We start from the raw sequence: 25,946 nt of genomic DNA, 5'->3' as shown, positions 1-25,946 counted from the left end.
CTGTAGGGCGGCGCCGAATACCGTCACAAAGGCCCGGAAACGCTAAGTCACCTAGGGAAATATTTCGTCACGAAACGCTGGAGGGCCTTGAAGAACCCATCCTGCTGTGCATCGGCGGGAGCCTTGTCCGGGGCTTCGGCGGAGGCCGCCGCGGGTGCTTCCGCGGGAGTTCCGTCAATGGCCGCGACGGCGGCGTCGTACCTGTCGAGCGCGATCTCCGCGAGTGTCGGGGACGGCAGTAGGGGCCGGGTCACGACGTCGGCACCCGCCTTCGCCAGCTGGTCGTGGAAGAAGCCCGGCGCCAGGAGATACGAGGCAATCACCACCCGGCCGCCGACGTCGACCGCTCCGGCGGACTCCCCCGCCCCGGCACCCCCGGCGAGCTCTTCGCGGAGCATGGCGACGGCGTCGGGCACTGAAGGCTGGGCGGAGGCACCGTAGGCGGCCACCATCCGGTTGGACCGCAAGGCCCGGAGCTGGCCCAGCAACTCCTCGACGCTCACGGCGGCGTTGGGGTTGGATGAGCCCGCAGCGGCCAGGACGATGACGTCATTGTCGGTGGTGCCGGCCTCGCGGAGCCGCTGGTCCAGCAGGGCCGCGAGTCGCTGGTCGGGGCCAAGCGGCGCTGCGGCGGCACTGCCCGGCCGGCTCTTCACGGCCCGGGCGATGTCAACCTTCACGTGGTATCCAACGCTCAGCAGGAGCGGCACCACCACCGCAGCTTCCCCCTCCGGCAGGCCCGCCACCACATCCACCAGATCCGGCTGCTGGACGTCCACATAGGCTTCCCGGACATCGAGGCCCGGGCGCAGTTCCGCGATGGCGGCGCGCAGGGCGTTGACCTCCGCGGCCCCCTGTGTGTTGGACGTCCCATGGGCACAGGCGATCATGATGGGGCTGTTCATAGGGGCTAGCGTAACGTTGGAGCCGCCCTGTCCGCCCTCTTTGAAATACCGGGACGCCCCATGACATTCGCCTTTGACAACTCCCCGGTGTGGCTGGACCTGCTGGGCGTGTTCTTCTTCGCGGTATCGGGCTCGCTGCTGGCGGCACGGAAGCAGATCGACATTGTGGGATCCCTGCTGCTGGCCTCCCTGGTGGGGCTTGGCGGCGGCGTCATCCGCGACATCATCCTGGGCATAGTTCCGGCGGCCTTCACCAACCCGGCGTATCTGGCACCACCGCTGCTGGCCACCGTGCTGGTGTTCTTCCTGTTCTCCAGCGTCCAGCGCTACACCTCGCTGTTGACCCTGTTCGACGCCGCCGGCCTGGCCCTGTTCTGCATGACCGGCACCATCAAGGCGCTGGCCACCGGTCTCAACCCGGTGGCCTCAGTACTGCTCGGGGTGACGTCGGCGGTGGGCGGCGGCCTGCTCCGGGACATCACGGCCAACGAGGTGCCCGAGCTGTTCAACCCAAAGGACATTTACGCGCTGCCCGCGTTCGTGGGGTCCTCGCTGACAGCAGTGCTATGGGTCCTTGGCGTGTTCAACGTGCTGACAGCAGCCGGGATTGCGGCGCTGGTCTTCACGTTCCGCATCCTGGCGTGGCGGCGCTCCTGGCAGGCGCCGCTTGCCGTCCGCGGGTGGCACCGGAGGGCAGGCGATTCAGGGCTGTGACGTTGGTTTCCATGTCATTTTGGGAGCGCCGCGATTAGCTAGGATATGAGCATGACTGACATGTTCCTCGAGAAGTTCCGCGCGCTTGTTCCAAAGTATCTCGAGGACGAATGGCAGGAAGCGGATGGCCTGACGCCCGAGGAGCTGGACAAGGCCCTCGCAGAGCACCAATTCGAGATCCCCCTGGTCCTGCGCGAGTTCTACCTTGCACTGGGCGGCTGCGAGGACCTCATGGAGGCCTACCACTACTTCTGGGACCCCGAAGAGCTCGAGGTCGACGACGAAGGCTTCCTCATGTTCCTCGAAGACGAAGAGGAAGCGTTCACCTGGGGCTTCCGCGTGGGCGACCTCAGCGTCCCGGACCCCATCGTCTACCGCCGCAACAATGCCCGCGGCCAGTGGAAGTCCGAGGAAGGCACCTTCTCCGAGTTCGTCTTCGACATGTTCGAGTGGGCGTTCGAGGACGAAGAGGAAGAGTAAGCCTCCCCGTCCGCCGTCCGTTGACGTAAATGCGTCACTTATGGACCGGACCTTGAGCTGTGCCCCTGCGTTTGCAGGGGCACTCGCCGGTTAACAGCCCATAAGTCACGCAAACAGGTCGCCAAGCCCGCTGTTCGTCGGCCTCCGCCACACCCGCAGCACCGCCTGAACCTCCGCGACCATGGCCTCGGGCCGGTGGATAACGTCCTCATAGTAGTAGCGCAACACCAGGTAGCCCCCAACTATGCTCCGGTTGTTGCGCCGCTGGTCCCGCTTGATGGACTTCGGCTCGAAATGCGTTGAGCCATCCGTCTCCACCACCAGGCACTCCTCGACCAGGAAATCCACCTCTCCAACCCCGGCAATGTAGACATGCCGCCGAACCCGTAATCCGGCCCGCGCGAAATGGACATTTGCGAGTACCTCCAGCACGGAGTCCGCGCGGGGAATCACCAGGTCCAAAACCGACCGGGCGCGCCCGTTGCGGCGTCCCTGGCAGCGCGCGTAAAGGAAATCGAGTGAAATGGCTCCGGCGCCCACAGCCGACTGCACCATCACCAGGGCCTCCATTTCCGGCAGGCAGTGCAACGCATGAAGAAGCACATCCGCGAGCCCCAGCGCAGGCAGCCAGGGATGCCGCGAATGCTTGGGCCGGCCATGGTCAACGACTCCGGACGTATGGGTGGGGTGACTCCGGCTTAGGTGCAGGTCAGATGGGTCGTTCAGAGTCCACAGCTGGTAGATGGGCGCGGCGGACAAACACGTGAGCCGCCCGCCGGCTGTCAGAGCCCTTGCAACCCGTCCATCGCCCGGCAGTGCATAGACACCGCGCCTGATTCTTATCACGAGGCCCAGCGCCACCGACTGTCCCACACGGGTACGCGTGAAGCCGGCCCTTTGCAGTTCGAGAGAGCGGGCTGCTCCCCCACGCCTGGCCAGGTAGTCGCAGATGTCCATCCCTCATCGTGGCCGTGCGCAGCCCTCGACGAAGCAGAGGATTCTGGCCATGTGAATAACGGCCCCACAGTCGCTGACGCGATTGCGTGATTTTTTGGCTGTGCAGGAATCCAGTCCCGCGTACTTGAGGGGTGTGGAACCGCCGGTCCAGCTATAAATCACGCAATTGAGCGAGTACTCTTCCACGGCAGCCGGCGGAGCTGGCTGAAAACTCTTTGACACACACAGTTACAGAGGACTTGCGCGTTATGACAAATCTGTCATAAGCTATTCACGGATCCGCTAAACGCCTCCGGCGGGTCTGATGCGAACGGAGAGATAGCCCCGGTTCACAGCAGCTTCGGTTGTTGAGGACCGGGGCTATCCCGTTAAGCCCGGCTGCCACGGCCGGACCGGCACAACGAAGAAGCCCGGCACCTCGCGGCTAAATCAACCAGAGGGTCCCGGGCTCCTAACGGACAGTAATCAGCTGGCGCGGTCCACCACAGCCAGGGCGAAGTTGGACAGTGACTCCTTGACCACGCCCTCGGGCAGCGGAGCGAGCGCTTCAATGGCTTCCTTGGCCCATTGCCGCGCCACCACCCAGGACTCGGCGGTGACAGGGTGCTCGCGCAGTCCGGCCACGGCGGCAGCCAGCGCCTCGTCCGAGGACAGGTCGCCGTCGATCAGCTTCAGGAGGTCGACCGCGGACTGGTCGCCATCAGCGGCAGCCTTGCGCAGGAGCAGCACCGGCAGGGTGGGTACCCCTTCGCGCAGGTCGGTTCCCGGCGACTTGCCGGACTTGACCTTCACTCCGGTGACATCGATGACGTCATCGGCGAGCTGGAAGGCCACGCCCACCTTCTCGCCGTACTCCACCAGGACGTCCTCGTAGGCCTCGTCGGCGCCGGAGAAGATGGCGCCGAACTGGCCGGAGGCCGCAACCAGCGATCCGGTCTTGTCGGCGATGACGGAGAGGTAGTGCGCCACCGGATCCTCGTCCGGGCGCGGACCGACGGTCTCGTGCAGCTGGCCCAGGCACAGCCGCTCAAAGGTGCGCGCCTGGATGCCCAGTGCGCGGCCGCCGAGCTCGGAGACCAGGATCGAGGCACGGGCAAAGATCAGGTCACCGGTCAGGACGGCGACGGAGTTGCCCCACACCTCGTGAGCCGTGGGAGCGCCGCGGCGGAAGGGCGCGGAGTCCATGACGTCGTCGTGGTAAAGGGTTGCCAGGTGCGTCAGTTCCACCACGACGGCGGCCTGCACCACGGCGGGCAGGGACGCGTCACCGAGGTGGGCACACAGCAGGGTCAGCAGTGGACGGATCCGCTTGCCGCCGGCTTCCACCAGGTGGCGCGACGTTGCGTCAGCCAGGGGATCCGAGTTGGCGATGGCTTCGCGGAGCTTCTTCTCCACCTTGGCCAGGTTGTTGGTGATGGCCGGGCCCAGCTCGGCGTCCCCCGCGATGGCCGCAAAGCCTGCAGGCAGCTGGAGGCCCGTGGCGATGGCGGTGGTGTTGAGGCTGGGTTCGGAGTCCGGCAGGCCGTGCCCGGCGTGCGTCCAGCTGTGGTCTGCGGAGTTGGTCACGGGTTAACCCTAACTTTTTGTTGCGGATACCGCTGGTTCGGAGCTGACGGGGTATTGGATGTGGCCGGAACCAGTGATTCCAGGACGCGGATCACCCGGTCCTCGAAGCCCTTTGCGGCGGGGTCTGTGAGGTTGGCCAGAAGCCGGACCACGAACCGCATCAGCACGGGGATGGGCATGCCGGTGCGCAGTGCGAGCTTCATGACGGCCGGCTTCCCGATCAGCGCGGCGAAGGCCCGCCCAAGCGTGAAGTGCGATCCCCACTGGTTCCGCACATAGTCCGCGTACCGCGCAAGGTGCGCATCGGCGTCGTACGTTCCGCCCGAAGCAGCCGTGCGTGAGGAGGCGTCGATGATGAATTCGGCGGCGAACCGCGCGGACTCCATGGCGTAGGAGATACCCTCGCCGTTGAAGGGCGAGACCATGCCGCCGGCGTCGCCCAGCAGGAGCAGGCCGGGCGAGTAGTGCGGGGTGCGGTTGAACCCCATGGGCAGGGCGGCACCGCGGATTTCGCCCACCTGGTTCTCCGGCGTGAAGCCCCAGTCGGCGGGCATCCCCGCGGTCCATTCACGGAGGACCTGCTTGTAGTCGAGCTTGCCGAACTCCTTGGAGGAGTTCAGGATGCCCAGGCCCACGTTGGACGTGCCGTCGCCGACGCCGAACACCCAGCCGTAGCCGGGCAACAGCTTGCCGTATCGGCCGGGGAGCTCCAGCCAGCCTTCCATCCAGTCGTCGTCGGTGCGCGGGGAGGTGAAGTAGGTGCGGACAGCGACGCCCAGGGGGCGGTCATCGCGCTTCTGGATCCCCAGGGACACGGCGGTGCGCGTGGAGTTGCCGTCGGCAGCGAGGACGACGTCGGCACTGAACTCGCGCGTCTCCCCCGTCTTGCGTCCCGACGCGTCCAGGAGCGCTGCGCGGACACCGGTGACCCGGCCGGCGTCGTCCCGGAGGGCTTCGGTCACGCTGTGCCGCTCGAGGATGGTGGCCCCGGCGGCCTCGGCGTGCCGCGCCAGTTCCTCGTCGAAGCCCAGGCGCGTGCGGATCAATCCGTATTGCGGAAAGTCGGACACCTCGGGCCAGGGCAGCTCGATGGTGCGGCCGCCGGCGATCAGGCGCAGGCCCTTGTTCCGGCGCCAGCCGTCGTTCTCCGGGTGCGGCAGGCCGAGCTTCTGGATTTCGCGGACGGCGCGCGGGGTCAGCCCGTCACCGCAGACCTTCTCGCGCGGAAACGAGGTCTTTTCCAGGACTGTGACCTCGAGGCCGGCCTTGGCCAGGTAGTACGCGGCGGTGGATCCGGCCGGACCGGCGCCGACAATCAGTACCTTCACAGGTCAGCGGACAGTGTTGCGGCGCAGCTTGGCCACCGGGCCCTTGTGCGCAGCGATGGCGGCAGCAGCGCCGTCGGGCGAGGAATCAGCCGGCTTGAACGCGCGGTGCACGGCCACGATGCCGCCGGTGAGGTTGCGGTAGGTGACCTTCTCCCAGCCGCTCTCCTGCAGCCATGCGGCCAGGTGGTCCTGGTCGGGCCAGGCGCGGATGGATTCGGCGAGGTAGACGTATGCGTCCGGGTTGGAGGCGACCTTGACGGCGATGGCCGGCAGGGCGCGCATGAGGTATTCGGTGTACATGGTGCGCCACAGCGGAACCACCGGCTGCGAGAACTCGGCGATGACCAGCCGGCCGCCGGGCTTGGTGACGCGCAGCATTTCCTGCAGCGCCTTCTTGGGTTCGTTCACGTTCCGCAGCCCGAAGGAGATGGTGGTGGCGTCAAACGTGTTGTCGGCGAACGGCAGGTTGGTGGCGTCACCGGCGATGAAGTCGATGTCAGGGCGGCGGCGCTTGCCCACCTTGAGCATGCCCAGGGAGAAATCGCAGGCCACAACGTCTATGCCGGCGTCGGCATACGGTTCGCTGGAGGTGCCGGTTCCGGCCGCGAGGTCCAGGACCCGCTGGCCCTTGGAGACTTCCATGGCGTCCACCACGATCTTCCGCCAGCGGCGGGTCTGCCCCATGGAGAGGACATCGTTGACGACGTCGTATTTCGGTGCGACGTCGTCAAACATCGTGGCTACTTCGTCCGGACGCTTATCCAAGGATGCTCGGTTCACCATGACATTGTCTCAAATGTTCCTGACGGTCCTGACCAGCCATGCCGGGCTCCTTCGGAGGGTGTCCGGGCGCCGGGAAGGCCCCGGCGTACGCGGGAGTAGTGTTGTCTCATCATGACGAGCACGTTCCGCACCCTGACGGTCCCCCTGGATGGCAAAGCATTCCCCGGGGGACTGCCTTCGTTTCTGGTCCGGGACGATGTCCTCTGCTGGACCCGCCGCGAAGCCGGGCTGGCCGGTTTTGGCGAGATTGCACGGTTCACCTCCACGGGCCCTGACCGGTTCCTTGAGGCGGACATCTGGTGGCGGCACCTGGTCCTGGAGGCTGAGGTAGCGGATTCCGTGGAGCTGCCAGGCACCGGTCCCGTGGCTTTTGGTTCCTTTGCTTTCTCCAAGGCGTCAGCCCACGGGTCACGGCTGATCGTGCCGGAAATCGTGGTGGGCGTGCGGGACAACCAGGCATGGCTTACCCAGCTGACGTTCGACGGCGGCCCGCTCACCGAAGAGACGGCCCTCGCCGCACTGGACCGCTGGCTGGACGGCGGTTCCCACGCCGCCTCCGCCACGGAAGGCACGACGCCGGCAGCGGACTCAGCCGGGGACGCTTCAGTCGGTGACGTGCCCGGCCAGGCGGGGGGCGCCGTCGTGCGTCCCCTCCCGCTGGCTGCCGGCGCAACGCTGCACACAGGTTCCCTCAGCGAAGAAGCGTGGATGGAGGCCGTGGCCGCCGGTGTTGCCGAAATCCGCACAGGCGCCCTGGAAAAGCTGGTGTTGGCACGGGACGTCGTGGCAACTATTCCCTCCGGCGTACATGCCGCGGACGTGCTGCGGGAGCTGGCTGCACGGTACCGCGAATGCTGGACCTATGGCGTGGACGGCCTGGTGGGGGCCACACCCGAGATGCTGATCCAGGTGGAGGGTCGCACCGCCCAGGCCCGCGTGCTGGCCGGCACCCTGGACCGCCGCGACGCGCACGGCGAGGACGGTCCGCCGATGGACTACGCCACCCGCGTCCTGGCCGGCTCCGAGAAGCAACGGCATGAGCATGAGATCGCCATCCAGTCGCTGACCAAGCAGCTGGCACCTTTCTCCGAGGCGATGAATGCCCATGACGAACCTTTCATCCTGGAACTGCCCAACGTCTGGCACCTGGCCTCCGACGTCAAGGCCGAGCTCACCGAGGTGGAAGGCCACGTGCCCACCTGTTTGGCCCTGATCAACGCGCTGCACCCCACCGCCGCGGTCTGCGGGACGCCCACACTGGTGGCCGGTGAACTGATCCGCAAGCTGGAGCACCTGGACCGCGGGCCGTACGCCGGGCCGGTGGGCTGGCTGGACGCAGCCGGCAACGGCGAGTGGGGCATCGCCCTGCGCGGGGCGGTCATCGAGTCCCCTGGGACCGTGCGGCTGTATGCCGGCTGTGGCATCGTTGACGGCTCGCAGCCGGAGGCCGAACTGGCCGAGACCTGGGCCAAGTTCCGGCCGATGCTGGAGTCCCTGGGCATCAGCAGCTGAGGGCCCTCCGCACCCCAACTGGGCAAGGAGTCTGGGATGACAGACGACTACTGCTCTGGAAGGCTTGATTTTGTCACCGCTACAGTTATCCAATAGTGAAACTTAGTTGCGTGTGACGTACCTCTCTTGTTGAGCGTTACACTATAAGCCGCGTTAGTACCTCATAGCCCCTGCAACAAAAGGTAAGAAATGCAGACTCCCCGTACCCTCTTGGGCACGTCCAAGCTGACCGCTGCCACCATGATCGCCATCAGCGCCCTGGCCCTCTCAGCATGCACCAACGCCTCGGAAACGGGTCCCTCCAGCGCGGCCACCTCTTCGGGCAGCGCCAGCGCCAGCTTTGATCCCAGCACCGTCAAGAAGGACGACGCCCTGGCCGCTATGGTCCCGGACGCCATCAAGTCCAAGGGCACCATCACGGTCGGCTCCGACACCAGCTACGCCCCGGCCGAATTCCTCGGTGCGGACGGCCAGACACCTGTCGGCTACGACGTGGACATCGCCAAGGCCATCGGCGCCACCCTGGGACTCAAGGTCCAGGTCCAGACCGCAGAGTTCACCGGCATCCTCCCGGCCCTCGGCCCCAAGTACGATCTGGGCATCTCCTCGTTCACCATTAACCCGGAGCGCCTGGGGGCAGTGAACATGGTCAGCTACTTCAACGCAGGCACTGCCTGGGCCGTGAAGAAGGGCAACCCCAACAAGTTCTCCCTGGACGACGTGTGCGGCAAGTCCATCGGTGTGCAGACCGGCACCGTCCAGGAGGACCCGGACTTGGCCGACCGCAACAAGAAGTGCGTTGCTGACGGCAAGAAGCCCATCGACATCGTCACCCTGAAGAACCAGACGGATGTCACCACCCGCCTGGTGAACGGCAGCATCGACGCCATGGCTGCCGACTCCCCCATCATCGGCTACGCCCTGACCCAGACCAACGGCCAGCTGGAGAAGCTGGGTGACGTCTACGACTCCGCTCCGCAGGGCATCGCCGTGGCCAAGGCCGATACCGCCTGGGCAGAGGTCATCCAGAAGACCGTCACCAAGCTGATGGAAGACGGCTCCTACAAGAAGATCCTGGACGGCTGGGGCAACTCTGAAGGCGCCATCACCAAGTCCGAGGTCAACCCGGCGGTCAAGTCTTGAGTTTTCGCGTTACCGACGACAAGTCAGGCGTGCACATGGAACACCATCAACACGGGGACGCGCCGGTCCTGAACAAGTCAGTGCCGGTGCGCCACCCGGGCCGGTGGGTCAGCGCCGTCATTATCCTTCTCCTGGTGGCGGCATTCCTGCAGAGCCTGTTCACCAACCCCAACTTCCGCTGGGACGTTGTGGGCACCTACATCCTGGATGTGAAGGTCGTCCAGGGCGTGGGCTGGACCCTCCTGCTGACGGTTGCTTCCATGGTGCTGGCCATTGTCCTGGCCATCCTGCTGGCGGTCATGCGGCAATCCGACAACCCGGTGTTCCGCTGGACCAGCTGGGTGTGGGTGTGGTTCTTCCGTGGCACGCCTGTCTACACGCAGCTCGTGTTCTGGGGCCTGGTGACGGTTCTCTACCCGGCCTTTACCCTGGGCATTCCGTTTGGACCGGAGCTCTTCAGCTACGCGCTGTCAGATCCCAGCAAAGGCCTGATCCCTGCGATCCTCGGCCTGGGCCTCAACGAATCCGCCTACCTCGCGGAGATTTTCCGGGCCGGCCTCAAGTCCGTGGACAAGGGCCAGCAGGAAGCCGCCGAGGCGCTGGGCATGTCCAAGGGCAAGATCATGTGGCGGATCATCCTGCCGCAGGCCATGCGGATCATTGTTCCGCCCACGGGCAACGAAACGATTGGCATGCTGAAGACCACGTCGCTGGTCCTGGCCGTCCCGTTCACCCTTGACCTGACCTTTGCCACCAACGCCCTGGCCAACCGCATTTACCTCCCTATCCCGCTCCTGATCGTTGCGGCATTCTGGTACCTGCTGGTCACCAGCATCCTGATGGTCGGGCAGCACTACCTTGAGGCGTACTACGGCAGGGGTGTGGACAATTCGGCCCCGGCAGCGGTCAACCCGGCAGCTGCCAAAGCCGCGGGCGCCGGTGCTGATGCACATCGCTCAATGAAGACGGACTTCCCCGAGGAGAGTGCACGATGACGATCACAGCAGAAAAGCCGCTGGTCAAGATCGAGGGCCTCCACAAGTACTACGGGCACCACCATGTACTCCGGGGCATCGACATGACCGTCAACCAGGGCGAAGTGTCGGTGGTGATCGGTCCGTCTGGTTCCGGCAAGTCCACCATGCTGCGCTGCGTGAACCTTCTGGAGAGCATCAGCGCCGGACGGATCTCCGTGGGTGACCAGCTGATCGGCTACCGCGAGGTCAACGGCAGGCTCCATGACCTCAAGACCAAGGAGATCGCCGCCCAGCGCCGTGAAATCGGGATGGTGTTCCAGCGCTTCAACCTGTTCCCGCACAAGACCGCGCTCCAGAACGTCATGGAAGCGCCGGTGCACGTGAAGGGCCAGTCCAAGGCTGCCGCCCAGAAGCGGGCACTGGAACTGCTGGACCGGGTGGGGCTGGGCGACCGCGCCGGCCACTACCCATCCCAGCTTTCCGGCGGCCAGCAGCAGCGCGTGGCCATCGCCCGGGCACTGGCCATGGAGCCGGAGCTCATGCTCTTCGATGAACCCACCTCGGCACTGGACCCGGAGCTGGTGGGTGATGTCCTGAACGTGATGAAGGACCTGGCCAAGTCCGGCATGACCATGATCGTGGTGACCCACGAGATCGGCTTCGCCCGTGAAGTGGGTGACACGCTGACATTCATGGACGGCGGTGTGGTGGTGGAGTCGGGCGATCCCCGCGAGATCATCGCCAACCCGCAGCATGCGCGCACCAAGGAGTTCCTGGGCCGCGTGCTCTGACGCGGTTCCTCACTTTCGACACGCAAATGCCCTGTCGCTGCCGGTATATCGGTAGCGGCAGGGCATTTCCGTGTCACAGCGGATTGTGCGCGTCGGCAGCTACTGCCCCGACAGCACAGCCTCCACGGCGGCGGAGACTGCTTCCTTGATCCGGGCGTGGAGTTCGCGCAGCGCCCCGCGGTCCGTGCGGACCTCCACGATGCTGCGTCCCTGCACAGGCCGGTCAAGCGCCTCGGCGAGTCCCGCCGTCGTACTGACCACGGAATGCCCGACGCCGTACGCCGCCGCGAGTGCCGCGATGTCCACCGAGTGCGGGGTGCCAAAGAGGCGCTCGACGGCGTCTCCGTAGCGGCCGCCTTCCTCCACTCCCCCGTGCTCGAGTAGGCTGAAGATGGCGCCGCCGGCGTCGTTCAGGACCACGATCCGCAGGTCCGGCTCTTCTTCCCCGGCGCCGAGGAGGAGCCCACCGGCGTCGTGCAGGAAGGTCACGTCGCCCAGCAGGACGGTGGTCTGCTGCCGGCCGCCCAAAGCGATGCCGGTGGCGGTGGAAATGGTGCCGTCGATGCCGGCCAGGCCCCGGTTGGCGTACACGGTGGCGGCTGGATCCGCGGCGGGAAGTCCGGCGAGGTCCACGTCGCGGATGCCGTTGGAGGAACCGAGCAGCAGCTGGCCGCGCGAATGCTTCCAGACCAGCGAGGCCACCGAGGGGCCGGTGGCAGCGGGGTCGGCAGACACCACCTGGTCCAGTGCGTGCTGCGCGGCCGATCCGGCAAGCAGCCACGTGTCCAGCCAGGTGGAGCTGCCGCGGCCAGCGAACCCGGCGAGGTCCGCGAGGTTTTCCAGCGGCAGTTCGGTGCGGCGCCCGGGCTCGTACCAGGCCACCGGGACAGGCTGGTACAGGGCAGATTCGACGTCGGCACTGGCCAGCAGCGCGGCCACCGGACGGGACAGCGTGGGCCGGCCGAACAACACCACGCGTTCGATGGGCTGCGCGGAACCGGCCCTGAAGTGCTCCAGCAGCAGCCGGTACGGGCCCACGGCATTGGGGCCGAAGCGGGCGTTGGAGGATGGTTCGGCGAGCAGCGGCAGGTTGTGGGCGCGGGCGAACGCTTCGGCCACGGGGCCGGCGTCGTGCCCTGCCAGCACCACCGTGCGCCGTTCCGGCAGCGTGTCAGCCGCCGGCGGCAGGTTCATGACCAGGGGCTCGGATCCCACCCGGTAGCGCTGGCGCTCCACGGCGTCGGGCAGCCGGTCCCCGGGGGCGGGAACCAGCGGGTCGCGGAACGCGAGGTTGAGCTGGACCGGGCCCGGCGGAAGGTCCGGGAATGCGCCGGTTGCTGCGGAGAGTCCGGTCTGGATGGCCCGCTCGGGGTTGCTGCCGGCGGGAACATCGGCGGCGAACCGGACGTGCTCGCCAAAGAGGTCCGGCTGCACCGTGGTCTGGTTGGCCCCGGTTCCGCGCAGCTCACCGGGCCGGTCTGCCGAAAGGACGATCAGCGGGACAGCGGCATGGTTGGCTTCCATCACCGCAGGCATCAGGTTTCCGACGGCGGTTCCGGACGTGGTGAGGACGGCTGCGGGCGAGCCGCTGGACAGGGCAAGGCCCAGCGCGGTGAAGCCTGCGGAACGCTCATCGATGCGGACCAGCAGGTCCACCCGGCCCGCGGCGGAGGCTTCGGCGAGGGCGTATGCCATGGGGGCCGACCGCGAACCCGGCGATACCACCACGTGCCGCACGCCGCCGTCGAGCAGGACGTCGACGGCGATCCTCGCCGCAGCGAGCGCACTCAGCTCAGCGTCGGGGGCGTCAGGGCTGCTCAGCCCGGGGGTGTCCGGGGCAGGTTCGTTCAACGAAGTCACCAACCCAGTTTGCCACCCTCCAACGCCCCATCACCTCCTGCCCCGAATCGCCATACGCCCCATCACCTCCTGCACCGAATCGTCAAACGCCCCATCACCTCCTGCCCCGGCGCCCCCGGGAGGTGATGGGGCGTTCCCGGGAAGGGGGCGAAAGGTGATGGGGCGTTCCCGGAAAGGGGGCTAGAGGTGATGGGGCGTCGGAACGGGAGCGGAAGCTCACACGAGTTAGGTAAACTTCACCCAAGCAAGAGATTCCAGCACGCGAAGGACCGCCCATGAAGCGCAAGGCCACCGCCCTCGACGTCGCCAAACTGGCAGGCGTTTCGCGCAGTGCCGTGTCGCTGGTGCTGAACGGCCGCGGCGACGGAAACGTTGCGCTCGAAAGCCAGCAACGGATCCGGGAGGCGGCGGCAGCGCTCAACTACTCCCCCAACAAGATCGCCCTGAGCCTGCGCAACCAGCAATCGCGGGTCATCGGCATCGTGTCCGACCAGGTGGTCACGAGCCCGTTCGACGGCAACATCATTGCCGGCGCTGATGCGGTGGCCCGGGAACACGGCTTCGTGACCGTGGTGATGGACACCGAGCTGGACGAGTCCCGCGATGAGAGCGCCGTGGAAACCCTGCTCGACCGCCAGGTGGATGGCCTGATGTACGTGACCGTGGGCCTGCGGCCGCTGCACGTGCCCGCAAACATGGCGCGTGTACCGTCGATCCTGGCCAACTGCTTCGATGACCGTCCGGAGGCAGGGCTTCCGGCCGTGATTCCTGACGAAGTGCGCGGTGGCCGGGAAGCCGCAGAGCACGTGATGTCCCTGGGCCACCGGGACATCGCATTCCTCGCCGGCGACTCCCTGACCCCCGCGGCGCCCCGCCGGATCGAGGGCTACCGTGCGGCCTTCAGCGGCGCGGGGATGCCCGTCAACGAGGACCGCGTCATCCAGGTGGGCTGGGACATCGACGCCGGTTTCCACGGTGCCATGAAACTCCTCGAAGGCGTGGAACCGGCCGCCCGGCCCACTGCCATCCTGTGCGCCAACGACCGTCTGTCCATCGGTGTAGTGCTGGCCTGCTACCGCCTGGGCCTGAGCGTCCCGCAGGATGTGTCCGTCATGGGGTACGACGACGAATTCCGCATCGCGAAGGCCATGGTCCCCGCGCTGAGCACCATGGCCCTGCCGCTCCGGGAGATGGGGGCGGCAGCCATGGCGTCACTGCTCGCCGAGGTGGGGTCTGCACCGGAGGGAACGTCCGACGACGGCGGCCCGGCTGCCGCCGCCGTCTCCGGCACCGCGAGGGAGACGATGGTTCCCTGCCGGCTGGTGGTCAGGGAATCCACCGGCCCGGTCCCGGCCGGACGCTGACCACGCCGCCGGCCGGGACCTACCGGACGGTTTGGAGCGGGTTACGCGGGCCTGGCCAGGCTCCAGACGTCCGCCGTTGCCCCTGCGGGAAGGCTTAGGTGCCACTCCTCCCCCGCAGCCGGGTAAGCACGCAGCGTGGTTGCCACCGACCCGGAACGGTACACCTCCACCAGGGAGGCATCCACGAACACCCGCAGCTCCTCCCCTGCGTCGGCGCTGCCGCTGAAGACCACCTGCCGGCTTCCGTTCCCCACCAGAAGCAATTCCACCGCACCGCCCATTCCTGCGGTGACCACGGCCTCGGCGAAGGCAGGCAACGGCGCCGTCCCGGATGCCTGGCCGGCGAGCAGCTCCCCGCGGTAGGCATCGACCTCCGGGGCAGGGCTGACCGCAAGGGAACCGCCGACTATCGACAGCTCGCGCGGGAAGGTCAGGACTCCGGCCCACCCGGCGGCGTCGATCTCTGACTGGCTGCGGCCGCGGCGCCCGTCCCGCCCCGGGCCTTCGTTGGCCCAGCCCCACAACAGGGCCCGGTCCGCCAGGGACACCACCTGCGGGGCGTAGAAGTCGCGGCCGAGATCGGACTTTCCGCCGGTCCGCGGCGTGAAGACGGGCAGCCCTGTGGCGGGGTCTTCGGCCAGCGATCCGATCAGGTGGCCCACGCCGTTGGCGTGTTCGTGTGAGTCGCCGGCGAGCCAGAGCGAGAACATCATCAGCCAGCTGCCCCCGGCAGGGGCATTGTTGTCGGGCACCTGCACCAGCTGCGGGCATTCCCAGATCTCCGCTGGCGTGAAGGTGGCGGCAACCGGGTTCTCCGAGGTTAGCCAAATGCCCTGGTACTTCCAGTCGGTCAGATCGTCCACGGTGTAGAGCAGCAGGGCGGCGTGCCCGTTGGCCAGTCCGGCGCCCTGCATGGCGTACCGCTTGCCGTTGAAGCGGAAAATGAACGGGTCCCGGACTGCGGTCACCAGTCCGTCGGCGGGCATGGTGGCGGAAACGTGGCCTGCCTGCTCCCAGTGGACAAGGTCCTCCGAGCCGCGGGCGATGACCACCTGTGAGTGGCCCCCGTCGCCGCGGACGCCGGAGTAGGCAGCGGTGGGAACACCGTCGTCGTCCGTCACCACCCCTGTCCAGCAGCCGTACTCGTCGGGGCCGCCATCCTGCGGGCGAAGCGCCACGGGGTGCTCCTCCCAGCGGACCAGGTCCACTGAGCTCACGTGTCCCCAGGCGATCCTGTGGTGCCGGGCCGAGTCCGGGTTGTACTGGAAGAAGACGTGGTACCGGCCGTTGATGAAGCTGACGCCGTTGGGGTCATTGATCCAGCCCTGCGCCGGGCGCGGGTGGAAGCGGGGGAAGGCGGGGTCGGGGTGGGCGGCGGCAACGTCGTCGAAGATGACGGTGCCGGGATGGACGGCGGCGAGGTCCGGGGAGGTCATGGAACGGCCTTTCGGGCTTGAGGGAGGAAGGGTTTACTTGCCGGTTCCGGCTGTGAGGCCGTCCTGCAGGGCGCGTTGGCCGAAGATGAAGACCACCAGCGCGGGGATCATGGACAGGACTACGCCCGCCAGGACCACCGAAATGCTGCCGGTGCCCAGGTTGCCCTGCAGTGAGACGAGGCCCAGCGGGAGGGTGAAGTTCTGTTCGGAAATGGTGAGGATCAGCGGGCGGAAGAACTCGTTCCAGTGGAAGTTGAACGCGAGGATTCCCACGATCGCCATGCCGGGCATCGCCAGCGGCGCGTACACCGAACGGAATGTCCGCCAAGGGCTGGCGCCGTCGATCGAGGCGGCTTCGGCGAGTTCGGCCGGCAGCCCCATGAAGTACTGGCGCATCAGGAATGTGCCGAACGCCGTCGGGATGGCCGGCAGGATCAGCGCGAGCAGGGTGTCGGACAGGCCCATGCCGCGGATCAGCATGAAGACGGGGACGATCGTCACCTGCACGGGCACCATCATGGTGGCCAGCACGATCGAGAACAGCGCCCCGCGACCACGGAATTTCAGGTGGGCGAACGCGTAGCCGGCCAGGGCGGCGGAGACCATCTGGCCCACCGCGATCACGCCTGTGACCAGGGCGCTGTTAAGGACCAGCAGGAAGATATTCAGCTGCTTGAATACTTCGCCGTAGGAGGTGAAGTCCGGGTTCCAGGGAATGAACGACGGCGGCAGCTTGAACGATTCCGACGGCGACCGCAGCGACGTTGACAGGGTCCAGAGCACAGGTCCGAGCGTGAGGGCGGCTGCGAGCAGCAGCAGGAGGGTCCGGACGGCGAAGTTCCAGTTGAACTTCTTCCGGTTGGGCGTGGTGACGGGGAGGCCTTGGGAGAGCCGGGGGGAATGTCCGGCCAGGCCGTGGTCAGTGGTGGTTGTCATGGCTGGCCTTACTGGTAGAAGACGAATCGTTTGCTGAGCCGGAACTGTGCGGCCGTGATGGCCATGATGATCAGCGTGAGCAGCACGCCGATGGCGGACGCCTGGCCGAATTCGAGCCGCTGGAACGCCGATTCGAAGATGACCATGACGGCGGTGCGGGTGGAGTCGCCGGGGCCGCCGCGGGTCAGGACGTAGGGCTGGTCGAAGACCTGCAGGGCGCTGATGATGGCCATGACCGAGGCAACGAGCGTGGTGGGACTCAGCAGCGGCAACGTCACGTGGAGGTGTTTGCGCCAGCCGGTGGCGCCGTCAATCGCGGCTGCCTCGTATGTCTCGACGGGAATGGAGGCCAGGCCCCCGATGAACAGGAGGAAGGAGAAGCCGAAGTTCTGCCAGACGTACACCAGGATCACGACGGCGGCCGATCCGCCCGGTGTGGTCAGCCACGGCACGGCGGGGATGCCCACCAGGGACAGGAACCAGTTGACCACGCCGAACTGTTCGTTAAAGAGGTACCGCATGAAGATGGACACCGAGGCGGCGGACAGGATCAGCGGGAAGAAGAACGCGGACCGGAAGAATACCCGCAGCCACGCCGGCATCTTCTCCTGCACCATGACCGCCAGTGCCAGGGCGAGTCCCAGCTGGAGTGCCACCGCCACCACCACGAACACGATGGTGTTCAGGAAGGACACCCGCACGGTGGGGTCCTGGACCACTTCCGAGAAGTTGTCGAAGCCCACGAAGGTTGGCGCCGAGATGATGTCCCAGCGGAAGAAGGCCAGGACAACCGAGGCCACGATGGGAACCAGGGTGAACAGGCCCATGCCCAGGATGGTGGGCGCCAGGAAGATCCAGGCCAGCCAGCGCTGGTTGTGCCTGGCGCCGGTGGTGCGGCCTCCGGAGCCCGAGGCACCGCTGGTGCCGCTGGCGGCGTGGGTGCGGGCCGTCGTCGTACTTGCCCGGCCGGCTGCCCGCCTGGGCCGTTCGCGGGGCGGAGTGGTGGTGCTCATGACTGCCTCCTCAGGGCAAGTTCAAGGTCGCGCTGCATGGATGCGAGGGCCTGCTTGAGCTGCTGCTCGTCCCCGCTGACGGCAAGGGATACGTTCTTCATCAGGGCCGTTTCGACGGCGGCCTGCTGGGGTGGTGCCGGGATGGGGCCTGTGGTGGGGAACCGGTCCAGGGTGTCGTAGAAGACCTTCCAGTGGGCGGGACCCTTGCCGGCATACAGCTGTTCGTTGACCATGGAGCGGCGCGCCGGCGTGGTGATCGGGCTGGGGAAGATCAGCTCCATCGCCTCGCGGCTGGAGCTGAACTTGATCCATTCCCAGGCGGCATCCTTGTCCTTGGCGGTCTTCATGATCGCGTAGCCGGCGGTGCCGAACTGGTGGCGCTGGGTCTTCCAGCGCGGGAAGAACTGGACGTCGAAGTCGTTGGCGCCCATGCCGGCCTCATGCAGGCCCTGCACCCAGTAGCCGCCGGCGGGCGTGGTTCCGATCCGGTTGGAGGCGAACAGGCCCACCAGGGAACTGCCCCCGCCTTCTTCCGGCCGGACGCCCAGCCCGTCCTTGACCAGGCCGCGGAGGTAGTCGAACGACTCGAACACCCGGTCGTCGTTCGCGTTCGGTTCCAGCCACTGGTAGCCGCCGGAGCGGAGGCTGCGGGAGGGGTCGTTGGCGTAGAAGCCGTCCCAGAGCCAGTCGCCGCCTGCGGACCTGGTCTCTTTGAGGAAGCTGGTGTCGTTGGCATAGAGCCACGGCACCACGCCGCCAAAGAGCCTGTTGGTCCAGTAGTAGGGCGTGAAGTCGGAGGTCCGGGCCTTGCGCATCGCGGCGAGGCTGTTGCGGAAATCGATGTGGGTCCAGTCGTCCGCCGGCCGGTCCAGGCCTGCCTGCGCAAACGCGGCCGTGTTGTAGTACATGTTGGCCGCATTCCAGTCCATGGGGAGCTGGTACAGGCTGCCCTTGTACATGAAGGCTTCCACCAGGCTGGGGTGCACGTCGTCGAAGAATTCGCGCATGTCCGCGGCATCGCGGCGGATGTACTCGTCCAGCGGGTGGGCCAGCTTTTCCGCGAACAGCTGCGCGCCCTCGGTGGCCACGTACACCACGTCCGGCGGGGTTCCCGCGGCCACCATGGTGAGGATTTTGGTGAAGAAGTCTTTCCAGTCCACGGCCTGGATGGCTTGGACCTTGACCCGGATTTCCGGGTGGAGGCGGGTGAACGCGTCGATGGCCCGCTGGCGGGCGGCAGCGTCCGCGGCGGTGCCCATGATGGCGATGCTGAGGCTGTTGTCTTCGCGGCCCGGAATGTCCGTTCCGGAGAGCCGCGGCCACGACGCCACGGTTGCTCCGATGATTCCCGCGCCGAGGGCACCCAGGGCGGTACGGCGGGTGATGTCCCGCAGGTGCCCGTCTATGGCTCCGGTCATGTCCGTTTCCTTCCTAACACGTGTTAGGAACTGTAGATGACCGACCTAACACGTGTCAAGCATCACATGGGGGTGCCTCCGCGGCAGCGGGGTAGGGCAGCGTTTAAGCCCGAAACGCCCGCCCACCATTCCGCCGGAAGGGGCAGAAGGTGAGCGGGCGTTGACGGAAAAGCCGCCATAGGTGATGGCGCGTCGCCGGAAAAGCCCCCAAAGGTGATGGCGCGTCCCCGGTTGGAAGGGGTTAGCCGCGGAACACCTGGACCACTGAGGGACGGGGCGCGCGCACCTGGCCGGGTGCCGGCGTCGTGCCTGCCGGGACGTAGTCCGGGAAGAACGAGTGCGGCGCCTCGAAGGTGCCTTCCTCGCCCGGGTGCTGCACGGAGACGAACACGGTGCGCTCGTCATCGTGGATGACCGGGCCGCAGGTTTCGGCGTCGCGGGGAACGGAAAGGAACTGCTCCACCTTGCCGCGCTCGGCGCCGTCCAGGGTGACCTTGAAGAGGCCGTCGTTGTAGCCGATGCCGGAGGGGGCGCCGTCGGTGGAGATCCAGAGGTTGCCCACGGAGTCGAAGGCCACATTGTCCGGGCAGGAGATGGGCGAGACCTTGTCCGCCGGGTAGCCGGAGAAGTAGGTGACGTCGCCCTGCGCCGGATCGCCGCAAACCATCAGGAGGGTCCAGTTGAACTTCGTGGAGGTCTGGTCGCCGGTTTCGGTGATTTCCACGATGTGGCCGTCGCGGTTCTGCGTGCGCGGGTTGACCTCCGTGGCGCCTTCCTTGGTGCCGGTGCCGCGGTCGGAGTTGTTGGTGCAGACCACGTAGACCTTGCCGGTGTGCAGGCTGGGCTGGACGTCCTCGCAGCGGTCCATCTTGGTGGGGCCCACCTTGTCCGCGGCCAGGCGGGTGTACACCAGGACCTCTTCGACGGACATGCCGGGGACTGCCGACTTTCCGCCGACCACCAGGGGCAGCCATTCGCCGGTGCCGTCGAACGCGCCGTCGGAGGGAAGCGCCCCCGTCCCGGTGATCTCCGCGGCGGGCGAGTTGCCGGTGAACTTGGCAACGTAGAGGTCGCCCTCGGACAGCAGGTTCATGTTGTGCCTGCGGTCGCCCTCCCGGTACTTATCCGCCGAGACGAACTTGTAAAGGTAGTCGAACTTCTCGTCGTCGCCCATGTAGGCCACCACGTGGCCGGACTCGGCCACGATCACGTTCGCGCCCTCATGCTTGAAGCGGCCCATGGCGGAGCGCTTCTTGGGGGTGGAGGTGGGGTCGAACGGGTCAACTTCGACGATCCAGCCGAAGCGGTTGGCCTCGTTCTCGTACCCGGCATTGCGGGTGTCGAAGCGGGGGTCATCGAGTTCCCACTTGCGTGCGGTGGGCTTGGCGGTGAGCCCGTAGCGCTTGTCGCCCGCTGACGTGCCGCCGGCGACGAAGTAGCCGTTGAAGTTTTCCTCGCCGGAGAGGATGGTCCCCCAGGGGGTGGTGCCGCCGGAGCAGTTGCCGAACGTGCCCTTGATGGCGCGGCCGGACGGGTCGGCCACGGTCTTCACCAGCGCCGAGCCGGCAACCGGGCCGGTCAGTTCGTAGGTGGTGTCCGAGAGGTAGCGGCGGTTCAGCGGCGCGCCCTTCACGTAGCTCCACGGCTTGGTGGTGTTCTTGCGCTCCAACTCCACCACGGCCAGGCCGTGCGCGGCGCGGCCGATGGCACGGGTTTCCACGGGGTCGTAGCCAGCCGGCACCATGATGTTTTCGTTGGTGTACTCGTGGTTGGTGAACAGCACAGCGCGGCGGCCCTTGCTGCCCGGGATTTCCACGATGTCCGTGTAGTCGTTGTTGTAGCCGAACTGGCGGGCCTGGGCTGCGGCGGTCTGGTTGTTCAGGTCGAACTCGGGGGAATCGCTGAACAGCGGGTCGCCCCAGCGGATGATCGGCTGCCAGGTGAAGCCCTCCGGCACGGTAAAGGCGTCGACGGCCTTGTCGACCGGCTTGATGGCGGTGAACTGCAGCTTGGAGTTGCCGAAGCCTTCCTTGGCGGCCTTGGACAGGCCCGCGGCGGAGGCAGGTTCGGCGGAGCTCACGGCTGAACCGAGGGCGACGGCGAGCGCACCGGCGGCGCCAAGGCTCAGGGCGGCGCGGCGGGACATGGTGGCGGAGGCGATGTCGCGGAAGTAGCTGTTGGAGCTGGTGTTGCAGACGTCACCGGCGCAGGCGTTGTCGCACTTGAGCGCACACGTGACGGGGCTGCGCTTGCCCTTGGTATGGCCGAGCATGGGCAGCAGGGTGAACTTGCGGGCGGTTTCAGACATGGGGAACCTTCCAAGGAATCTCTCTGGGGTGCCCGACCACCCTTCCAGCCGCTTCCTACAGGAACCCATCCAGTTGATGAAGTTAGGGTTAACCGCCCGTGACCTGCAGGAACGTTGCCCAATCCCTCATCGGCTGCTCCGTGGCGGGAAGAAGGCGCGGACCGGCAGCAGGAGCCCGGCGAGCGAAAGGGCGATGAAGACCACCTGGTGGACGTGGTCGTAACCCGGAGGGAGATTCCCTATGAGATGCGCCGCCCAAAACAACGGATAAAGCCAGAGTGCGTACCAGGCCCAGCGTTCGCGTCCCCGGTACGGCACCAGCACGATCAGCGCTCCGAAAAGGCCAAGTCCCGCCGACCGCCTCATCGGCTGCTGAGTAACTGCCGTTTTCGGGCTTGAAAACGGCAGTTATGGAGCAATCGATGGGGTGAGGAGGGCGTGGACGCGGCGGAGCCGGTCCAGCCACCAGTCCCGCCGCTCAGCGGAAGCTGCAAACCGCTCCAGCAGCCCGGCGTCGGGGGCCACGTCGCGGAGGCGGATGGCGCCGTCGTCGGCCACCAAGGGGTCCAGCGTGATGTCCGATTCGAACAGCGACACGGTGCCCAGGCCGCAGGCGTACGGCAGGTCCGGCAGGGCGGCGGCCAGCGCCAGCCCGGCGCGGATGCCCACCGAGGTGTCCAAAGCTGAACTGACGACGGCGGGAAGTCCGGCCTGTGCCACGATGTCCAGGGCGCGCCGCACTCCCCCAAGCGGTGCCACCTTGACCACGATCAGGTCCGCCGCACCGGCCCGGGCCACGCGGAGGGGGTCGGTCTCCTTGCGGACGCTCTCGTCCGCGGCGATCAGCACGGGAGTTCCCGCGTCTCGGAGCCGGGTCCTGACCTCGGCCAGGCCCTCGATGGACGGCACCGGCTGCTCTGCGTACTCGAGCCCCACCGGCGCCAGCCGCGTCAGTGCCTCCACGGCGCCTGGAACATCCCACCCGCCGTTGGCATCCACGCGGACGGCAGCATCCGGCAAGGCGGCGCGGACGGCGTGAAGCCGTGCAACGTCGTCGTCCAGTGACTGCCCCTGCTCGGCCACCTTGACCTTGACGGCGTCCACCCGGCCGAACCGTGCCAGCACGTCCGGCACCCGGTGGGCGGGGACGGCCGGGACCGTGGCATTGACCGGAACCGTCGCCCGCAGCGGGGCCGGGAAACCCTGCCACCCCGCCTCGATGGCGGCAGCCAGCCAGCGGGAGGCTTCGGCGTCGCCGTACTCCGGGAACGGGCAGAACTCGCCCCAGCCCGCGGGACCCTGGAGCAGGAGGGATTCGCGCTGCATGATCCCGCGGAACTTCACCCGCATGGGCAGGCTGACCACGCGTGCTCCGGCCAGCAGTTCCGCCAGCGGGGGAACTGCTTGGGGCGGGTTGGCAGGAGCGGGCGGGAGACCGGGGTTGGGCATGCCGTTTACTGTACGCCGCAGGCCGGGTGCGGCCCGGTCACTCCCGCACCACCCGGATGGTGCCCAGCGACGGGTCGGCGGGATCGGGCAGGACCATCCCGGCCTTTAGCCCCGATTCCAGGTACTCAATGACGGCTTTGTTGATCCTTTCGCCGGGAACAACCACCGGGATGCCGGGCGGGTAGGGCGTGATTTGCTCGGCAGCGACCCGTCCCACTGCTTCCCGGGCGGGCACATCCTCGCGGGGACCGAAGAAGGCGTCCCGGGGAAGGGCAACCGTTTCCAGTTCCAGGTCCGACGGCGAGGGCACGGAAACCTCCGGCGGGGCCGGAAGTGACGGGGCGGCGTCGATAAGGGCCCGCAACGCCGCCAGCAGCCGCTCCGCCGAGGCGTCGTCGTCGGCCATGGACATGGTGGCCATGATGCGGCGGTGGTCGCTGAGCCCCATGTCGATCCGGCAGTTTTCCCGCAGCCAGTCCGCCGCCTGGTAGCCGCTGATCCCCAGTCCCGAAAGGTCCATGAGGATCTGCAGCCGGTCCAGGTCGTGCGAGGATTCCTCGGCGAGGAGCTCGTCCTCGAGCACATGGATCCCGGGGAGCGCCTCGATGTCGCTGCGCAGCCTCCTGGCCAGGCCCAGGGCGTTGCCAAGGAGTTCGGTTCCGTGCTGGACCATCTGGCGGCGCCAGCCGTCGATGGCCGAGTACAGGATGGCGTTGGGGCTGGTGGTCATCAGCAGGTCCGCGCACTGGGACAGGTGCGCGGCGTCCACCAGGTCCCCCTGGACGTGGTAGACGGAACCCTGCTCAAAACCGGCGCCCATCTTGTGCACCGACACCACGCAGACGTCGGCTCCGGCGCTCATTGCCCAGGTGGGCAGGTCCGCGTGGAACGGCAGGTGTGCACCCCAGGCCTCATCAACGATCAGGGGCTTCCCGCGGTCGTGGCAGATCTTCGCGATGGCGGCGATGTCCGCGCAGGTGCCGTAGGGTGTGGGGCTGACGATCAGGGCGCCGGCCGCATCCGGGTAGCGTTCCCACATCTCCTCCACATCCGCGGGTGACGGCGGGTGGGCGATATGCAGGTTGGGGTCCCAGCGCGGCCGGATCCAGCGCGGCTGGATACCGGAGAACACCAGTCCGGCCGTGATGGATTTGTGGGCATCGCGGCTGACCAGCAAATCACCTTTGCCGGCGGCCACGGCAATGACGGCTGCCTTTACGGACAACGAGCTGCCGCAGGTGGAGAAGAAGGCCTGGTCGGCGCCCACGGCATCAGCCATCAGCTGCTCTGCCTTCTTCAGGTATCCGCCGGAAGAGGAGCGGTCGTCCAGCCCTGCCGAGGCGAGGACGTCCGCGCGGAAGGTGTCGGCCCCGAGGATGTCCCGGACGCGGGGATCCGCGCCGCGGCCCTGCCGGTGGCCGGGCGGGGTGAAGCCGTAGCGGTCCAACTTGTGATAGCTGTCCAGTGCGTCCAGCAACGGCGCTTCGTTGTGGTCCATGCTGTTGTTCCTTCCGTTGGATCGGTCAGTAGGGTCGCGGTACGGGTTTCAAAGGGGCGGGTACGACGGCGGCAGTACCGTGAGGCGGTCGGGCTACGCTCCGGTGAGGGTCGTCCAGACGCCCACGGCGCCTGCCACCACCATGACTGCGGCGGTGAACCAGCCCAGCGTGGCTGCGAGCCTGCCGTTGCGGTACTCGCCCATGATGGCTTTGTCCCGTGAGATCAGCATGGTGACCACCAGAAACGGGGCGGCGGCAATGCCGTTGACGGTGGCGCTGAAGACCAGGAGTCCGATGGGGTCGGAGGAGAAGAAGCTGATGAGGACGCCGGCCACAATGCCCACCCCCAGCAGCGTGTAGAACAAGGGGGCGCGCCGCGGGCTGAGGTCCAGGCCCCAATCCCTGCCGAGCAGGCCGGCCAGCCCCGCTGCCCCGGAGGCTGCGAGTACCGGAACGCCGAGGATGCCGGTGCCGATGAAACCGGCGGCGAACAGGATGGTGGCGGCCGGCCCCACAACAGGGTCCAGCGCCTTGGCCACGTCGGCTGCCGTAGTCACCTCGGTGCCGTCCCTGCCCAGGGTTGCTGCCGTGGCCGCCATGATGGAGAACATCACCAGGACCGAGAAGACCATGCCGATGAAGACGTCGGCCCGGGCCTTCCGGAGGGTGTGGGCGGCGGCGGCAGCGTCCGGCCGGTCCTTCAGGCCCACGGCCTCGTCACCGCCGTGGTCCTCGGCCCGCAGTTCCTGGACCCGGTGGGCGCTCTGCCAGAAGAACAGGTACGGCGAGATGGTGGTGCCCAGCACGGCGACCACCAGGCCAAGGTATTCAGGGGCGAAACTGAACTTCATGCCCAGCATGCCTTCAAGGACGTCGGGCCAATCCACGTTGGCCACGAACAGCACCGCGACGTACGCCAGCAGGGTGAGGCACAGCCATTTGAAGACCCTCGCAATGAAAGCAAACGAACCGCTGATGAGCGCCACGGCAATCCCGATTCCCGCTACAGCACTCCAGAGGTGGTCAGGGCCGGCACCAAGCATTTGCATGCCCTGTCCGATTGCCATGAGGTCCGCTGCGGCATTGAGGATGTTGCCCACCAGCAGGGCGATGATGAGCACGGCGATCACCACCCGCGGGCGGCGGGTGAACTTGCGCCGGGCCAGCCTGCCCAGGCTTTCGCCGGTAGCCAGCGCGGTACGGTCGCAGATCTCCTGGACCGCCATCATCATGGGCAGGACCACCGGCGCGGTCCACAGCATGCCGTTGGAGAAGGTGGCGCCGGCCTTTGCATAGGTGGCAATCCCCGATGGGTCATCGTCCGCGGCACCGGTCACCAGGCCGGGGCCGAGGAGTGAACTGAAACGGCGCAGGAGGGACCTGGGTGCTGCGCCAGGGGCCGTGCCCTCAACGTGGGGTGGCACGGTGGTTTCGGCCTTGCTCATCCGGTCTTCTCCGCTCGCGATCGGCTGCCAAGCCCCCCACTACTAAGCAAGCTTAGGATTCG

The 25,946-nt window shown here is 67.1% G+C and carries 22 protein-coding genes; 7 read left to right on the top strand and 15 right to left on the bottom strand.

All coding sequences use genetic code 11. The annotated features are described in order from the left end of the window. Nucleotides 1-47: 47 nt before the first annotated feature. Nucleotides 48-905 carry a sirohydrochlorin chelatase gene (locus ACWRN3_RS14775; protein WP_476741116.1) on the bottom strand — a complete coding sequence of 286 codons (858 nt, stop codon included), beginning with the start codon at nucleotides 903-905 and terminating at the stop codon, nucleotides 48-50. 60 nt (nucleotides 906-965) lie between these two features. Here ACWRN3_RS14775 and ACWRN3_RS14770 point away from each other — a divergent pair, with 60 nt between their 5' ends. Both ACWRN3_RS14770 and ACWRN3_RS14765 read left to right on the top strand, forming a co-directional pair. Further along, a complete protein-coding gene (locus tag ACWRN3_RS14770; RefSeq protein ID WP_324642772.1) occupies nucleotides 966-1,619 on the top strand; it encodes a trimeric intracellular cation channel family protein in 654 nt (217 codons plus the stop codon). Between the two features lie 51 nt (nucleotides 1,620-1,670). Then, nucleotides 1,671-2,099: a hypothetical protein gene (locus ACWRN3_RS14765; protein ID WP_159631150.1), complete on the top strand. Its 429-nt coding sequence runs from the start codon at nucleotides 1,671-1,673 to the stop codon at nucleotides 2,097-2,099. A 105-nt stretch (nucleotides 2,100-2,204) separates the two neighbouring features. On the opposite strand, the gene ACWRN3_RS14760 is transcribed toward ACWRN3_RS14765, so the two are convergent. From ACWRN3_RS14760 to ACWRN3_RS14745, 4 genes are all read right to left on the bottom strand, one after another. Continuing rightward, nucleotides 2,205-3,056 (bottom strand): DUF559 domain-containing protein, encoded by an 852-nt coding sequence (locus tag ACWRN3_RS14760; protein WP_476741115.1) that lies wholly within the window; start codon nucleotides 3,054-3,056, stop codon nucleotides 2,205-2,207. Nucleotides 3,057-3,521: 465 nt separating this feature from the next. Further along, entirely contained in the window at nucleotides 3,522-4,622 is a 1,101-nt protein-coding gene (locus ACWRN3_RS14755; protein ID WP_255172970.1) for a polyprenyl synthetase family protein, read from the bottom strand. Further along, a complete protein-coding gene (locus ACWRN3_RS14750; RefSeq protein ID WP_476741114.1) occupies nucleotides 4,619-5,950 on the bottom strand; it encodes a geranylgeranyl reductase family protein in 1,332 nt (443 codons plus the stop codon). The genes ACWRN3_RS14755 and ACWRN3_RS14750 overlap by 4 nt, the downstream gene beginning before the upstream one ends. A 3-nt stretch (nucleotides 5,951-5,953) precedes the next feature. Further along, on the bottom strand, nucleotides 5,954-6,730 hold the full coding sequence (locus ACWRN3_RS14745) for a demethylmenaquinone methyltransferase (protein ID WP_255175632.1): 777 nt from the start codon (nucleotides 6,728-6,730) through the stop codon (nucleotides 5,954-5,956). Nucleotides 6,731-6,844: 114 nt separating this feature from the next. Between ACWRN3_RS14745 and ACWRN3_RS14740 the strand changes: the two genes are divergently transcribed. From ACWRN3_RS14740 to ACWRN3_RS14725, 4 genes are all read left to right on the top strand, one after another. Further along, nucleotides 6,845-8,245 carry an isochorismate synthase gene (locus ACWRN3_RS14740; RefSeq protein WP_476741113.1) on the top strand — a complete coding sequence of 467 codons (1,401 nt, stop codon included), beginning with the start codon at nucleotides 6,845-6,847 and terminating at the stop codon, nucleotides 8,243-8,245. A 189-nt stretch (nucleotides 8,246-8,434) separates the two neighbouring features. Next, entirely contained in the window at nucleotides 8,435-9,388 is a 954-nt protein-coding gene (locus tag ACWRN3_RS14735; RefSeq protein WP_324642775.1) for an ABC transporter substrate-binding protein, read from the top strand. 35 nt (nucleotides 9,389-9,423) lie between these two features. Next, nucleotides 9,424-10,383, top strand: coding sequence for an amino acid ABC transporter permease (locus ACWRN3_RS14730; protein ID WP_255172974.1), 960 nt, complete (start codon nucleotides 9,424-9,426; stop codon nucleotides 10,381-10,383). Further along, nucleotides 10,380-11,156 carry an amino acid ABC transporter ATP-binding protein gene (locus ACWRN3_RS14725; protein ID WP_324642777.1) on the top strand — a complete coding sequence of 259 codons (777 nt, stop codon included), beginning with the start codon at nucleotides 10,380-10,382 and terminating at the stop codon, nucleotides 11,154-11,156. Before ACWRN3_RS14730 ends, ACWRN3_RS14725 begins: the two co-directional genes overlap by 4 nt. A gap of 99 nt (nucleotides 11,157-11,255) precedes the next feature. On the opposite strand, the gene menD is transcribed toward ACWRN3_RS14725, so the two are convergent. Next, on the bottom strand, nucleotides 11,256-13,016 hold the full coding sequence (menD, locus tag ACWRN3_RS14720; RefSeq protein WP_476741112.1) for a 2-succinyl-5-enolpyruvyl-6-hydroxy-3-cyclohexene-1-carboxylic-acid synthase: 1,761 nt from the start codon (nucleotides 13,014-13,016) through the stop codon (nucleotides 11,256-11,258). A 275-nt stretch (nucleotides 13,017-13,291) separates the two neighbouring features. On the opposite strand from menD, the gene ACWRN3_RS14715 reads away from it, so the two are divergent. Further along, nucleotides 13,292-14,380 (top strand): LacI family DNA-binding transcriptional regulator, encoded by a 1,089-nt coding sequence (locus ACWRN3_RS14715; protein WP_476741111.1) that lies wholly within the window; start codon nucleotides 13,292-13,294, stop codon nucleotides 14,378-14,380. A 41-nt stretch (nucleotides 14,381-14,421) separates the two neighbouring features. On the opposite strand, the gene ACWRN3_RS14710 is transcribed toward ACWRN3_RS14715, so the two are convergent. The 9 genes from ACWRN3_RS14710 to ACWRN3_RS14670 form a co-directional block, all read right to left on the bottom strand. Further along, on the bottom strand, nucleotides 14,422-15,816 hold the full coding sequence (locus tag ACWRN3_RS14710; RefSeq protein ID WP_476741110.1) for a glycoside hydrolase family 32 protein: 1,395 nt from the start codon (nucleotides 15,814-15,816) through the stop codon (nucleotides 14,422-14,424). A 33-nt stretch (nucleotides 15,817-15,849) separates the two neighbouring features. Then, on the bottom strand, nucleotides 15,850-16,752 hold the full coding sequence (locus tag ACWRN3_RS14705) for a carbohydrate ABC transporter permease (protein ID WP_476741109.1): 903 nt from the start codon (nucleotides 16,750-16,752) through the stop codon (nucleotides 15,850-15,852). An 8-nt stretch (nucleotides 16,753-16,760) separates the two neighbouring features. After that, nucleotides 16,761-17,765: a carbohydrate ABC transporter permease gene (locus ACWRN3_RS14700; protein ID WP_476741108.1), complete on the bottom strand. Its 1,005-nt coding sequence runs from the start codon at nucleotides 17,763-17,765 to the stop codon at nucleotides 16,761-16,763. Beyond that, a complete protein-coding gene (locus ACWRN3_RS14695; protein WP_476741107.1) occupies nucleotides 17,762-19,183 on the bottom strand; it encodes an extracellular solute-binding protein in 1,422 nt (473 codons plus the stop codon). Before ACWRN3_RS14695 ends, ACWRN3_RS14700 begins: the two co-directional genes overlap by 4 nt. 241 nt (nucleotides 19,184-19,424) lie before the next feature. Beyond that, a complete protein-coding gene (locus tag ACWRN3_RS14690; RefSeq protein ID WP_476741106.1) occupies nucleotides 19,425-21,491 on the bottom strand; it encodes a PhoX family protein in 2,067 nt (688 codons plus the stop codon). A 126-nt stretch (nucleotides 21,492-21,617) separates the two neighbouring features. Further along, a complete protein-coding gene (locus ACWRN3_RS14685) occupies nucleotides 21,618-21,857 on the bottom strand; it encodes a hypothetical protein (RefSeq protein ID WP_476741105.1) in 240 nt (79 codons plus the stop codon). 42 nt (nucleotides 21,858-21,899) lie between these two features. Continuing rightward, nucleotides 21,900-22,940 (bottom strand): o-succinylbenzoate synthase, encoded by a 1,041-nt coding sequence (locus ACWRN3_RS14680; protein ID WP_476741104.1) that lies wholly within the window; start codon nucleotides 22,938-22,940, stop codon nucleotides 21,900-21,902. 37 nt (nucleotides 22,941-22,977) lie between these two features. Continuing rightward, the gene (locus tag ACWRN3_RS14675; protein ID WP_476741103.1) at nucleotides 22,978-24,438 is read right to left on the bottom strand and encodes an aminotransferase class I/II-fold pyridoxal phosphate-dependent enzyme; all 1,461 of its coding nucleotides are present in this window, start codon (nucleotides 24,436-24,438) and stop codon (nucleotides 22,978-22,980) included. Nucleotides 24,439-24,531: 93 nt separating this feature from the next. Further along, nucleotides 24,532-25,884 carry an Nramp family divalent metal transporter gene (locus ACWRN3_RS14670; RefSeq protein WP_275179723.1) on the bottom strand — a complete coding sequence of 451 codons (1,353 nt, stop codon included), beginning with the start codon at nucleotides 25,882-25,884 and terminating at the stop codon, nucleotides 24,532-24,534. Nucleotides 25,885-25,946 lie beyond the last annotated feature (62 nt).

The organism is Pseudarthrobacter sp. rb (assembly GCF_056389225.1).
Note: the sequence above shows the minus strand (reverse complement) of the source record. Positions and strands in the feature narration are given on the sequence as shown.

Excerpts from the sequence above, each read along its gene's own strand:
- ACWRN3_RS14775 (WP_476741116.1), bottom strand. The coding sequence starts at position 905 with ATGAACAGCCCCATCATGATCGCCTGTGCCCATGGGACGTCCAACACA.
- ACWRN3_RS14770 (WP_324642772.1), top strand. The coding sequence starts at position 966 with ATGACATTCGCCTTTGACAACTCCCCGGTGTGGCTGGACCTGCTGGGC.
- ACWRN3_RS14765 (WP_159631150.1), top strand. The coding sequence starts at position 1,671 with ATGACTGACATGTTCCTCGAGAAGTTCCGCGCGCTTGTTCCAAAGTAT.
- ACWRN3_RS14760 (WP_476741115.1), bottom strand. The coding sequence starts at position 3,056 with ATGGACATCTGCGACTACCTGGCCAGGCGTGGGGGAGCAGCCCGCTCT.
- ACWRN3_RS14740 (WP_476741113.1), top strand. The coding sequence starts at position 6,845 with ATGACGAGCACGTTCCGCACCCTGACGGTCCCCCTGGATGGCAAAGCA.
- ACWRN3_RS14735 (WP_324642775.1), top strand. The coding sequence starts at position 8,435 with ATGCAGACTCCCCGTACCCTCTTGGGCACGTCCAAGCTGACCGCTGCC.
- ACWRN3_RS14730 (WP_255172974.1), top strand. The coding sequence starts at position 9,424 with ATGGAACACCATCAACACGGGGACGCGCCGGTCCTGAACAAGTCAGTG.
- ACWRN3_RS14725 (WP_324642777.1), top strand. The coding sequence starts at position 10,380 with ATGACGATCACAGCAGAAAAGCCGCTGGTCAAGATCGAGGGCCTCCAC.
- ACWRN3_RS14715 (WP_476741111.1), top strand. The coding sequence starts at position 13,292 with ATGAAGCGCAAGGCCACCGCCCTCGACGTCGCCAAACTGGCAGGCGTT.
- ACWRN3_RS14710 (WP_476741110.1), bottom strand. The coding sequence starts at position 15,816 with ATGACCTCCCCGGACCTCGCCGCCGTCCATCCCGGCACCGTCATCTTC.
- ACWRN3_RS14705 (WP_476741109.1), bottom strand. The coding sequence starts at position 16,752 with ATGACAACCACCACTGACCACGGCCTGGCCGGACATTCCCCCCGGCTC.
- ACWRN3_RS14700 (WP_476741108.1), bottom strand. The coding sequence starts at position 17,765 with ATGAGCACCACCACTCCGCCCCGCGAACGGCCCAGGCGGGCAGCCGGC.
- ACWRN3_RS14695 (WP_476741107.1), bottom strand. The coding sequence starts at position 19,183 with ATGACCGGAGCCATAGACGGGCACCTGCGGGACATCACCCGCCGTACC.
- ACWRN3_RS14690 (WP_476741106.1), bottom strand. The coding sequence starts at position 21,491 with ATGTCTGAAACCGCCCGCAAGTTCACCCTGCTGCCCATGCTCGGCCAT.
- ACWRN3_RS14685 (WP_476741105.1), bottom strand. The coding sequence starts at position 21,857 with ATGAGGCGGTCGGCGGGACTTGGCCTTTTCGGAGCGCTGATCGTGCTG.
- ACWRN3_RS14680 (WP_476741104.1), bottom strand. The coding sequence starts at position 22,940 with ATGCCCAACCCCGGTCTCCCGCCCGCTCCTGCCAACCCGCCCCAAGCA.
- ACWRN3_RS14675 (WP_476741103.1), bottom strand. The coding sequence starts at position 24,438 with ATGGACCACAACGAAGCGCCGTTGCTGGACGCACTGGACAGCTATCAC.
- ACWRN3_RS14670 (WP_275179723.1), bottom strand. The coding sequence starts at position 25,884 with ATGAGCAAGGCCGAAACCACCGTGCCACCCCACGTTGAGGGCACGGCC.